The sequence below is a fragment of the Corynebacterium sp. 20-84 genome (assembly GCF_053479455.1).
Map to the genome: position 1 here is coordinate 87679 of NZ_JBRBCB010000005.1, position 12490 is coordinate 100168.

A 12490-nucleotide genomic window follows, 5' to 3' on the forward strand; every position below is an offset into this window, starting at 1 on the left:
GATGCTGCTTATACGCTGGGTCAGCATGAGCCTCGATTTCTCTCAGCCTTTCACTGAACGCACTCCGCGCGTGGTCAACGCGGGGAAGTTGAACCGTGCGGCGGGGCGTCGTAAAGCGAAAGCTTTTTTGGCGGAGGGGGAGAACTCCGTTGAGGCGGCTGTGGCGACGGGCGCGGCGACTGATCTGTTCGTGACGGAGGCGGCGGCCGACCGGTTCGCGGATGTGGTGACGGCGGCGGGCTACATGGACGTGTTCACGCACGCGATTACGGACAAGGCCGCGCAGACGCTGACCGACACGGTGCACACGACAGGCCTTTTCGCGGTGTGCAAGCCGGTGACATGGACGCTCGGATCGATCCTGAAGGGGCGGCCGAAACTCGTCGCGGTGTGCGTGGAGACGAACGACCCGGGCAACGCGGGCACGATCATTCGGCTCGTGGACGCGCTCGGCGCCGACGCCGTGGTGTTCGCTGGCGACACGGTCGACCCGGAATCGCCGAAGGTCGTGCGCTCGTCCGCGGGCTCGCTGTTCCACGTGCCCGTCGCCCGCGAGCGCGACATCAAGGGAGTGCTCGGCCAACTGCGGGCAGCAGGCTTATCGACGTTCGCCACCACCATGCACGGCGACGTCAACCTCGCCGATTCCGGTGGTGTGCTCGACCAGCCGACCGCGTGGCTGTTCGGCAACGAAGCCCACGGGCTGCCCGGGGATGTCCTCGAGTCCGCCGATTACACCGTTTCCATTCCCATTCAGGGTTCCGCCGAGTCGCTGAACCTGTCCACAGCGGCGTCGATCTGCTTGTGGGAGTCGGCGAAGGCATTGAGCGACACTCCAGAAAAGTGAGGCGCCTACTGCCGAAAAGTTCAAGGCAAGTTCACATCGCGATTCTCAACAGATCGGTCTGGCAAGGGGAAGTCGACCCACGCATCGGCTTCCTTAACCAATTCGTGTAGCTGCTCGAGCGGATTGACTGGTGGGACAGTACGGGAACGAATCTCGGGTGTTTCTTCTTCCATTGACCGCCCTTTCAGTCGAGCTCTTCCGCCTTTGACCTCCTTCAAACTAATGCACGGACGACAGGTATGCTTGTCAGCGTTTTTGAAGCAGACACACCGCGCGCGTTTTAGGCGGTGGAAAGGCACAGGGTGACCACACGTGGCAGATAACGGCGGGAACGCTCCAGCCCCGGGAATCGAACTGACCGAGGAGAACCTGAACGCGGCGGCTGACGCAGCGATTGCGGCCTTTGAAGCGGCGCCGGACCTGGCATCGTTGGAGGAGGTCAAGCGCGAGCACCTCGGCGAGCAGTCGCCGATCATGCAGGCTCGTAAGTCGCTCGGTTCGATCCCGAAGGACCAGCGCAAGGACGCCGGGCGTTTCGTGAACATGGCGCGCGGTCGCGCGGAGAAGCGCTACAGTCAACTGCACGCCGAGCGCGAGGCGGAGCACCGCGAGCAGCAGCTGCGCGAGGAGAAGGTCGACGTCACGCTGCCGACGTCGCGTGCGCAGGCTGGTGCGATGCACCCGATCACGACGTTGAGCGAGCAGATCGCCGACATCTTCGTCGGCATGGGCTGGGAAGTCGCCGAAGGCCCGGAGGTCGAGGCGGAGTACTTCAACTTCGACGCGCTCAACTTCATCCCGGACCACCCGGCACGCACCCTGCAGGACACGTTCTACGTTGGCGAGGAAGGCTCCCGCCAGGTCATGCGTACCCACACCTCACCGGTGCAGGTGCGCACGATGCTGGAGCGCGATCTGCCGATCTACATCGCGTGCCCGGGACGAGTGTTCCGCACTGACGAGCTCGACGCCACGCACACACCGGTTTTTCACCAGGTCGAGGGTCTCGCCGTGGACAAGGGGCTGACGATGGCGCACCTGCGCGGCACGCTCGACCACCTGGCGAAGGTGCTGTTCGGCCCGGAGACCAAGACGCGCATCCGCACCAACTACTTCCCGTTCACCGAGCCGTCCGCGGAGGTGGACGTGTGGTTCCCGAATAAGAAGGGCGGCGCTGGCTGGATCGAGTGGGGCGGCTGCGGCATGGTCAATCCGAATGTCCTCCGTGCTGTTGGCATCGACCCGGAGGAATACTCGGGCTTCGCATTCGGCATGGGCATTGAGCGCACGCTGCAGTTCCGCAACGGGCTGACGGACATGCGCGACATGGTCGAAGGTGATGTCCGCTTCACGCTGCCATTCGGTGTTCAGGCGTAACAGGGAAAGGTCTAAGGAGAGTAGAAAATGCTGATTTCTCAGAAATGGTTGACGTCCCTGCTGAACAACGCCGGTAACCCCGGTTGGTCCGTGAGCTCCGAGGAGCTCGATGCCGGCTTCGTCCGTGTCGGCTTTGAAACCGAGGGCTACGAGCCACTGCCGGAGACGACGGGTCCGCTCGTTGTCGGCCGTGTCGAGGAGATCGAGGAGCTCACCGACTTCAAGAAGCCGATCCGCTACTGCCAGGTCAACGCCGGCGACGCCAACGGCACCGGCGAGCTGCAGGGCATCATCTGCGGTGCGCGTAATTTCAAGCTCAATGACCTCGTGGTCGTGTCCCTGCCAGGCGCTGTGCTGCCGGGCGGATTCGAGATCTCCGCGCGCAAGACCTACGACCACATCTCCAACGGCATGATGGCATCCGAGGCGGAGCTGGGCTTCACCTCAAAGAGCGACGGCATCATCGTTCTTCCGGAAGGCGCCGGCGAGCCGGGCCAGGATGCCCGCGAGGTGCTCGGCGGCTTCGACGACACGATCTTCGAGGTCAACGTCACCCCGGACCGCGGCTACGCTCTCTCGGCGCGCGGTTTGGGCAGAGAAGTGGCGTCCGCCTTCGGGCTGGAGTACAAGGACGTGGCAGTGGAGCCGCAGATCAGCGGTATTGATCTGTCTGCCGTGCCGGAGCCCACAGGCGAAGCTCTGCCGATCACCGTCGAGGAATCGACGAAGGCGCTGCGTTTCGGTGTTCGCAAGGTCGAAGGCATCGACCCGGCTGCGCAGGCGCCATTCTGGATGAAGCGTGCGCTCATGCTCGCTGGCATCCGTTCTGTCTACGCCGCGACCGACGTGACCAACTACATCATGCTGCTGCTCGGCCAGCCGATGCACGCCTTTGACGCGGATAAGATCGCTGGCGGTCTGCGGGTGCACAATGCCTCTGGTGGCGAAGAATTCGAGACCCTCGACCACGTCAAGCGCACGCTCACCCCGGGTGATGTGGTCATTTCCGATGACAATGGCATCCAGTCGCTCGCCGCGATCATGGGCGGCACGACCTCCGAGATCGGCGACGACACCACCGACGTCTTCTTCGAGGCCGCGACGTGGGATCCGCTGACCGTCGCGCGTTCCGCACGCCACCACAAGTTGAGCTCGGAAGCTTCTCGACGCTTCGAGCGTGGCGTCGACCCCGCCCTTGTCGAGGTAGCCCTGGATCTGGCATGCGCGTTGCTCGTTTCGATTGCGGGCGGAACTGTCACCGACAAGCGCACGATCGTCGGCGATGCACCGAAGCCCGACGCGATCCGTCTGCGCGCGACGCAGCCGTCGGAGCTGATCGGCGTGGACTACTCGGTTGAGACGGTGGTCAAGCGCCTGGAAGAGGTCGGCTGCTCCGTCGAACAGGCGGAGGACAATGGCGAGACCGTTCTTTCCGTCACCCCGCCGACGTGGCGCACCGACCTAAACGAGCCGGTGGAATTGATCGAAGAGATCGTCCGACTTGAGGGCCTCGACGAAATTCCGCTCGAGCTGCCGACACCGCGCGGAGGCCGTGGCCTCTCACCGCTGCAACGCCGTCGCCGCGCTGTCACGCACGCGCTGGCCTACTCCGGCTACGCGGAGGTCATCCCGACACCGTTCATGTCCAATACGGTGCTGGACACCTGGGGTCTGGAGGCCGACGACGACCGTCGCCGCGTGGTCACGGTGCAGAACCCGCTCGACGCTGACTATGGAGTATTGGCGACGACGCTTCTGCCGGCAATGCTCGAGGCAGTCGGCCGCAATGTCGCGCGCGGACGCAACGACCTTTCGTTGTTCTCCGTCGCACAGGTCGCTTACAAGTCGGCTGCTTCTTCGCCGATGCCGAGCGTCGCTCAGCGTCCGGCTGACGCCGAGATCGAAGAGCTCATCGCTTCGCTGCCGCTGCAGCACCTTCACGCCGCGACTGTGGCGACGGGCAATACGGAGCTCGAAGGTCCGTGGGGTGACGGGCGCGCCTACACATGGTCGGATGCCGTCGAGTCCGCACAGGTCGTCGCGCGGGCCGCGGGAGTGGACCTCCAGATCTCTTCCGCCGAGGAATTGCCGTGGCACCCCGGCCGTTGTGCCGCACTGTCTGTGTCGGTCGACGGCGGCGACCTCGTGGTCGGCCACGCCGGTGAGCTTCACCCGCAGGTGCTTGAGACACTGGGCCTTCCCGCACGCACGTGCGCGATGGAGATCGACCTGACCGCACTGCCGTTGGCCGAGAAGCTTCCCGCGCCGGTGCTGTCGTCCTTCCCGGCGCTGCATCAGGATGTCGCGCTGGTCGTGGACGAGGAGATCCCGGCTGAGTCTGTGCGCCGCACGCTGGAAAACAATGCCGGCGAGCTGATCGAGGGCGTTACGCTTTTCGATGTCTACCGCTCCGAGTCCCTGGGCGAAGGAAAGAAGTCGCTCGCATTCGGGCTCGTGTTCCGCGCACCGGATCGCACCCTCACCGAGGACGAAGCATCTGAAGGCCGACTTGCCGCAGCAGAGGCAGCGAAGAAGGAATTCGGCGCAGAGATGCGCGCATAAAATTATTTGCGCTGAATTATTTGCAAAGCGCGTGGGTGCTGTGTAGCCTGACGCTATGACCATCAAAGTCGCAGTAGCAGGCGCCACCGGCTACGCGGGCGGGGAGATCCTCCGCCTGCTCGTCGGGCACCCGCGCTTTCTCGATGGAACCTTTGAAATCGGCTCACTGACCGGAAACTCGAATGCCGGTCAATTAGCTGCTGACGTGCTTCCGCACGTTCCGCAACTGGCGGACCGTGTGATCGAGGAGACCACAGTCGAGGTGCTGGGCGGACACGATGTCGTCTTCCTCGGACTGCCTCACGGGTTCTCTGCTGAAATCGGCGCTGCATTGCCCGAGTCCACGCTGGTGCTGGACTGCGCCGCGGATTTCCGGCTCCGTAACGCGGAAGACTGGACTGCATATTACGGATCCGATCACGCCGGTTTTTGGCCCTACGGAATTCCGGAAATGCCGGGCCACCGCGAAGAGATTGCGAGTGCCAAACGGATCGCCATTCCCGGGTGTTTTCCTACCGGTGCGACACTCGCGGCGTTGCCGGCGGCTGCCCGCGGATTGGTGGAGCCGAAGTTCAATGTCGCCTCGGTGACCGGTGTGTCCGGCGCGGGAAAGAAGGCCAACGTGGACCTGCTTGGCGCTGAGACGATGGGATCGGTGAAGGCGTACAACACCGCAGGCAAGCACCGCCACACCCCGGAGATGGTGCAAAACCTGTCTGAGGTGACCGACGAGAAGGTGTCGGTGAGTTTCACACCGGTGTTGGCGCCGATGACGCGCGGCATTCTCTCTACCATCACGGCACCGTTGAAGCCGGGCGTGACTGAGGAGAATGCGCGTGCTGCCTACGAGGAGTTCTACGCGGGCGAACCATTCGTGCGACTGCTGCCGCAGGGGCGCCAGCCGCAGACCCAGCACATCGTGGGAACGAATATGTGCCTGATGCAGGTCGAAGTCGATGAATCGGCTGGTGTTCTGCTGGTCACGTCGGTGATCGACAACCTCACCAAGGGGACCGGTGGGGCAGCGGTGCAGTGCATGAACCTCGCCCTCGGTTTCAAAGAGACGGACGGTCTTCCCTTGGCGGCGGTAGCGCCATAGACGGGTCGACGCCTTTCATCGCGCGGCTGATTTTGAAGTAAAGGAATGTGACATGGCTACGACAGGTGTGACAGCCCCCGCCGGGTTCTCGGCGGCTGGAGTCACGGCAGGAATCAAGCAATCCGGCAAGCCGGATATGGCGTTGGTGGTCAATAATGGCCCGCGCTTTGACGCGGCTGCGGTGACCACCCGAAACAAGGTCGTTGCGGCCCCCGTCAAGGTCACTCGCAACGCACTGAATAACGGCACGCTTTCCGCCGTGGTTTATAACTCCGGCAATGCGAATGCCTGCAACGGCACACAGGGCGACCGGGACGCAGTGGAGATGCAAGAGGCCACGGCGCGCAAGCTCGGTGTGAAACCGTCTGAGGTCGGGGTGTGTTCCACGGGCCTGATCGGCGATCTGCTCCCGATGGACACGATCCGATCCGGCATTTCGAAGCTGGGGGAGAACCTGGGCGATCACGGTCATCTCGCGGCGGAGGCGATCCTGACGACGGACCTGGTGTCTAAGGAAGCCATCGTCACACGCGATGGATGGAGTGTCGGCGGCATGGCGAAGGGCGTGGGCATGATGGCGCCGTCGCTGGCGACCATGCTCGCATGCATCACCACCGACGCCGTGGTCAGTTCGGCTGTGCTGGATTCGGCTCTGCGTGAAGCAGCCGGCGAAACCTTCAACACGCTCGATATTGACGGTGCGACCTCCACCAACGACACAGTCATCGCGATGTCGTCGGGCGCATCGGGTGTGCAGCCGACCTCCCAGGAGTTCACTGAGGCGGTCATCGAGCTGTGCGAGGAACTCTCCCGTCAGTTGCAAGCTGATGCGGAGGGCGTGACCAAGCGCGTCGTCATCACGGTGGAAGGCACCGCCGATAACACGCAGGCTCTCAATGCAGCGCGCACCATCGGGCGCGACAATTTGGTCAAATGCGCCATGTTCGGTTCCGACCCGAACTGGGGGCGCGTGCTCGCCGCCGTCGGCATGGCGGATGCGGAGATGGTTCCGGAGAAGATCACTGTCTCCTTCAACGGCACCCCGGTGTGCGTCGACAGCACCGGCGCACCCGGCGCGCGGGACGTGGATTTGAGCGGGGCAGATGTCGAGGTGCTCGTGGATCTGGGCACCGGCGGCCCGGGCAGAGCCAGTGTGCGCACCACGGACCTGTCGTACTCGTACGTGGAAATCAACTCGGAATACTCGACGTAGGAGCGGAGGTTCACTGTTGAATTTGAGCAATCAGGACCGCGCGCACGTCCTCGCTGAGGCGCTGCCGTGGCTGCAGCACTACCGCGACAAGATCGTCGTGGTGAAATACGGCGGCAACGCCATGATCGACGATGACTTGAAGTCTGCTTTCGCCGCGGACATGGTCTTTTTGCGCACGGTTGGCGCGAAGCCGGTCGTCGTGCACGGTGGAGGCCCGCAGATCACCGCGATGCTGGGGCAGTTGGGACTCGATGGCGGCGAGTTCATCGGTGGCTTCCGCGTGACCACGCCAGAGATCCTCGATGTCGTGCGCATGGTGCTCTTCGGCCAGGTCGGCCGCGACCTGTTGGGGCGCATCAACTCGCATGGTCCGTATGCAGTAGGCACCTCCGGCGAAGACGCCGGTCTGTTCACGGCGCAGAAGCGCTACGTCGAGGTCGACGGTGAGAAGAAGGACATCGGTCTGGTCGGTGAGATCGTCGATGTGAACCCGTCTGCCGTCATGGACATCATCGAAGCTGGGCGCATTCCTGTGGTGTCCAGCATCGCCCCGGGCAATGACGGCAATGTGTACAACGTCAACGCAGACTCGGCGGCGGGTGCGCTCGCCGCGGCGCTCAAAGCAGAACGTCTCGTCGTGCTCACCAACGTGGAGGGCCTCTACACCGACTGGCCGAATAAGGATTCGCTGCTGTCCAAGATCACGTTCAGCCAGCTCGCGCGCATGGTGCCGGATCTGGATTCGGGCATGATCCCGAAGATGGAGGCCTGCATGACTGCGGTGGAAGGCGGAGTCAACGCAGCGCATGTCATTGACGGGCGGATACCGCACTCGGTGCTCCTTGAGCTGCTCACCATGGGCGGCGTGGGCACAATGGTGCTGCCGGACGATTATGAGAAAGAGAACTATCCGGACGGAACTGTGTTCAGGAAGGATGATCCGCAGTGACGGCGACAGGCAACCAGGACGCGCTGAACAAGTGGACCGACGTGTTCATGAATACGTACGGCACACCGCAGCTCCACCTCGTCAAGGGAAACGGCGCGACGGTGACAGACGCTGACGGCAACGACTACGTCGACATGCTGGCCGACATTGCGGTCAACTCGCTGGGCCACGGACATCCAGCGCTTATCGACGCAGTGTCGACGCAGGTGAGCCAGCTCGGACACATCTCGAATTGCTTCGGGTCGGATGCGGCTTTGAATGCGGCGGCGCGGCTGCGCGAGAAGTTCGGTGACCCGGAGGCTAAAGTCTTCTTCTGCAATTCCGGCGGTGAAGCCAATGAGGCGGCATTCAAGCTCTCCCGCTTGACCGGACGGACGACAGTGCTAGCGGCCGAGAACGGCTTCCACGGCCGGACGATGGGCGCGCTCTCGCTCACAGGCCAGCCCGGGAAAAGGGAGCCTTTCGCGCCGTTAGTGCCGGGAGTCGAGTATTACGCTTACGGCGATATCGGACATGTGCGCGAACTCGTCGACAAGCATGCGGGCGATGTCGCGGCGATCTTTATGGAACCGATCCAGGGCGAAGTGGGAGTGATTCCGGCGCCGGAAGGCTTCCTTAACGATGTCCGCGCATTGTGCGACGAGCACGGGATTCTCATGGTCGTCGATGAGGTGCAGACCGGCGTCGGCCGCACCGGAGATTTCTTCGCGTTCACGCAGTCGGGTGTCCAGCCGGACATCGTCACCATGGCAAAGGGCCTGGCTGGCGGCATGCCGATCGGCGCGGTGGTCGCCAACGCGAAAACAGCAGCGCTGTTCACCCCCGGCGCGCATGGCACGACATTCGGCGGTAACCCCATCGCCTGCGCGGCAGCCAATGCGGTGCTGGATATCGTCGACGACGCATTCTGTGTGGCGGTGAAAGAGAAGGGCGAGGGGCTGGCAGGAGCCGTCGATAAGCTTGCTGGCGTCGACCATGTGCGCGGCCGCGGGTTGATGCTGGGCGTCGTCTTGTCGGCGCCGGTGGCGAAAGACGCGGTGCGCGTCGGCCTGAAGCACGGCGTGATTCTGAATGCGCCGACGGATCATGTGCTGCGCCTGACCCCGCCGCTGACGATCACGGACGAGGAGCTTGACCGCGCTGTCGCCGCACTTGAGGCGACACTGAACGAGTGTGTGGAGGAGACACGATGACAACACCGAATTCACGCGCCGTGCGCCAGGCGAAGATCCTGGCCATTCTCGACCACACGCGTGTGTCGTCGCAGGTGCAGCTGTCGGAGCTCCTGCTGGACGAGGGCATCGACATCACCCAGGCGACGTTGTCGCGCGACCTCGACGAACTCGGGGCGCGCAAGGTGCGCCCCACGGGTGGCGGGCGCTCGTACTACGCGGTGGGGGAGGAAGCCCAGTCTTTCCAGGCTTCCCCGAAGGGCCCGCGCGACAAGCTGCGCCGCATGCTCGCGGAGCTCGTCGTGTCCATCGACCACACTGGCAATATCGCCGTGCTGCGCACCCCTGCGGGCGCGGCACAGTACCTGGCAAGCTACATTGACCGAGTGGCACTAGAAAAGGTCGTGGGCACAATCGCGGGCGACGACACGGTGTTCGTTCTCGCGCGCGAACCGCTCACGGGCGCCGACCTCGCCGCTGAGTTCATGGGCGAGGTGCAAAACGAGCCCAGCGATGACGACTAGCTGGAAACCCCACGCTAGATAACTGAATTTTTAGACCTGGAATTTCACACTGCTGAAGTAAGGAGCATTGACTGTCATGACCAACCGCGTTGTTCTCGCGTATTCCGGCGGCCTGGACACCTCCGTGGCCATCCCGTACCTGGCTGAAATGACCGGCGGCGAGGTCGTCGCTGTCTCCCTCGACTTGGGACAGGGCGGCGAGGACCTGGAGTCCGTGCGCCAGCGCGCGCTGGATTGCGGCGCTGTCGAGTCGATCGTCGTGGATGCCCGCGACGAGTTCGCCGAGGAATACTGCCTGCCGACCATCAAGGCGAACGGCATGTACATGAAGCAGTACCCGCTGGTTTCCGCGATCTCCCGCCCGCTGATCGTCAAGCACCTCGTCGACGCAGCCAAGGAGCACGGCGGCACGCACGTCGCGCACGGTTGCACCGGCAAGGGCAACGACCAGGTCCGCTTCGAAGTCGGCTTCGTCAACCAGGACCCGGATCTGGAGATCATCGCTCCGGCCCGCGATTACGCGTGGACCCGCGACAAGGCTATCGAGTACGCTGAGGGCAAGGATCTGCCGATTGAGCAGTCCGCCGCATCGCCGTTCTCTATCGACCAGAATGTGTGGGGCCGCGCCGTCGAAACCGGCTTCCTCGAGGACCTGTGGAACCCGCCGACAAAGGACCTCTACGCCTACACGGAGGACCCGGCGCTGGGCAACGCTCCGGACGAGGTCATCATTTCCTTTGAGGGCGGCAAGCCCGTCGCGATCGACGGCCGCAAGGTCACTGTCCTCGAGGCTATCGAAGAGATGAACCGTCGCGCCGGCGCCCACGGCATCGGTCGCTTGGACATGGTCGAGGACCGTCTGGTGGGCATCAAGTCCCGCGAGGTCTACGAGGCACCGGGCGCAGTCGCACTCATCACCGCGCACGAGGCGCTCGAGGATGTCACGGTTGAGCGCGAGCTCGCCCGTTACAAGAGGCTTATCGACGCCCGCTGGTCCGAGGAGGTCTACGACGGCCTCTGGTTCGCCCCGCTGAAGCGCTCCCTGGATGCCTTCATCGAGTCCACCCAGGAGCACGTCACCGGTGATATCCGCATGGTGCTGCACGCCGGCTCCATCACCGTCAACGGCCGTCGTTCCAACCACTCGCTGTACGACTTCAACCTGGCCACCTACGACACCGGCGACACCTTCGATCAGACTCACGCCAAGGGCTTTGTCAAGCTTCACGGCCTGTCCTCCCAGATCGCCAACAAGCGCGACAGGGCAGCAGCTAACGCAGCTGCCCAGGAGAAGTAAAGATGGAGCAGCACGGCACGAACGAAGGCGCCCTGTGGGGTGGACGTTTCTCCGGCGGTCCGTCGGAGGCGATGTTCGCCCTGTCGGTGTCCACGCACTTCGACTGGATTCTGGCCCCGTATGACGTGCTGGCCTCCAAGGCGCACGCCAAGGTGCTCAACCGCGCGGGCCTTCTGACCGATTCCGATCTTGAAGCGATGCTCGATGGGCTGGACCAGCTCGGCCGCGATGTCGCCGACGGCTCCTTCGGCCCGCTTCCGACCGACGAGGATGTGCACGGCGCGATGGAGCGCGGCCTGATCGACCGCGTCGGTCCGGAGCTTGGCGGCCGGCTGCGCGCGGGTCGTTCCCGCAACGACCAGGTCGCCGCGATGTTCCGCATGTGGGTGCGCGATGCATTCCGCGACGTGGCGGCTGACGTGACTGATCTGGTTGAAGCTCTCTCGAACCAGGCGGCGGCGCACCCGGATGCCATCATGCCGGGCAAGACCCACTTCCAGGCGGCGCAGCCGATCCTTCTCGCGCACTCATTGCTGGCGCACGCCCAGCCGTTGTTGCGCGACCTGGAGCGCATCCGCGACCTGGACAAGCGCGTTGCTGTCTCGCCGTACGGTTCCGGTGCGCTCGCGGGCTCGTCGCTGCAGCTCGACCCCGAGGCGATCGCGGAGGAACTCGGTTTCGACTCTGCCACCGATAACTCCCTCGATGGCACGTCCTCGCGCGATTTCGTCTCCGAGGGCGCGTTCGTGCTCGCCCAGATCGCCGTGGACATCTCCCGCCTGGCCGAGGAGATCATCGCCTGGTCCACGCCGGAATTCGGCTACGTCACGCTTGACGATGCCTGGTCCACCGGCTCGTCAATCATGCCCCAGAAGAAGAATCCAGATGTCCCAGAGCTCGCACGCGGCAAGACAGGCCGTCTCATCGGCAACCTGACCGGCCTGCTATCCACGTTCAAGGCCCTGCCGCTGGCGTACAACCGCGATCTGCAGGAGGACAAGGAGCCGATCGTCGATTCGGTCAACCAGCTCCGCATCCTTCTTCCGGCGATGACGGGCCTGGTGTCCACGCTGACATTCCACGAAGACCGCATGCGTGAACTCGCGCCAGCGGGCTTCACCTTGGCGACGGACCTGGCCGAGTGGATGGTCCGCCAGGGCGTGCCGTTCCGTGAGGCGCACGAAGCATCCGGCGCATGCGTCCGCATCGCGGAGGCACGCGGGGTGGACTTGGTGGATCTGACGGATGAGGAGCTCGCCGGCGTCGATAAGCGTCTCACCCCTGATGTGCGTGAGGTACTCACGATCGATGGTGCCGTGGCATCCCGTTCCACGCGTGGCGGAACCGCTGCTGTTCGCGTCGCGGAGCAGCGCAAGCGTGTCGACGATGCCAATGCCGCGGCGCGCGAGTGGGCACAGACTCCCGTGCGCGGCGCCTAGCTACCGTCTGT

10 protein-coding genes are annotated in these 12490 nt (G+C 63.9%); all 10 read left to right on the top strand.

The annotated features are described in order from the left end of the window. Positions 1–25: 25 nt before the first annotated feature. Entirely contained in the window at positions 26–847 is an 822-nt protein-coding gene (locus ACUY2Y_RS05155; RefSeq protein WP_448325086.1) for a TrmH family RNA methyltransferase, read from the top strand. A gap of 312 nt (positions 848–1159) precedes the next feature. After that, the gene (gene pheS, locus ACUY2Y_RS05160) at positions 1160–2224 is read left to right on the top strand and encodes a phenylalanine--tRNA ligase subunit alpha (RefSeq protein WP_448325087.1); all 1065 of its coding nucleotides are present in this window, start codon (positions 1160–1162) and stop codon (positions 2222–2224) included. Between the two features lie 27 nt (positions 2225–2251). Further along, a complete protein-coding gene (gene pheT, locus ACUY2Y_RS05165; protein ID WP_448325088.1) occupies positions 2252–4786 on the top strand; it encodes a phenylalanine--tRNA ligase subunit beta in 2535 nt (844 codons plus the stop codon). 55 nt (positions 4787–4841) lie between these two features. Continuing rightward, entirely contained in the window at positions 4842–5885 is a 1044-nt protein-coding gene (argC, locus tag ACUY2Y_RS05170; RefSeq protein WP_448325089.1) for an N-acetyl-gamma-glutamyl-phosphate reductase, read from the top strand. Between the two features lie 52 nt (positions 5886–5937). After that, positions 5938–7098 carry a bifunctional glutamate N-acetyltransferase/amino-acid acetyltransferase ArgJ gene (gene argJ, locus ACUY2Y_RS05175; protein WP_448325090.1) on the top strand — a complete coding sequence of 387 codons (1161 nt, stop codon included), beginning with the start codon at positions 5938–5940 and terminating at the stop codon, positions 7096–7098. Between the two features lie 16 nt (positions 7099–7114). Next, positions 7115–8047, top strand: coding sequence for an acetylglutamate kinase (argB, locus tag ACUY2Y_RS05180; protein ID WP_259900096.1), 933 nt, complete (start codon positions 7115–7117; stop codon positions 8045–8047). After that, a complete protein-coding gene (locus ACUY2Y_RS05185; RefSeq protein WP_448325091.1) occupies positions 8044–9240 on the top strand; it encodes an acetylornithine transaminase in 1197 nt (398 codons plus the stop codon). Before argB ends, ACUY2Y_RS05185 begins: the two co-directional genes overlap by 4 nt. After that, complete coding sequence (locus tag ACUY2Y_RS05190; protein WP_210572034.1) at positions 9237–9743, top strand: arginine repressor; 507 nt, start codon at positions 9237–9239, stop codon at positions 9741–9743. The genes ACUY2Y_RS05185 and ACUY2Y_RS05190 overlap by 4 nt, the downstream gene beginning before the upstream one ends. Positions 9744–9819: 76 nt before the next feature. After that, positions 9820–11040 carry an argininosuccinate synthase gene (locus ACUY2Y_RS05195; protein ID WP_448325092.1) on the top strand — a complete coding sequence of 407 codons (1221 nt, stop codon included), beginning with the start codon at positions 9820–9822 and terminating at the stop codon, positions 11038–11040. Between the two features lie 2 nt (positions 11041–11042). Further along, positions 11043–12479 (top strand): argininosuccinate lyase, encoded by a 1437-nt coding sequence (gene argH, locus ACUY2Y_RS05200; RefSeq protein ID WP_448325093.1) that lies wholly within the window; start codon positions 11043–11045, stop codon positions 12477–12479. The last annotated feature ends 11 nt before the right edge of the window (positions 12480–12490 follow it).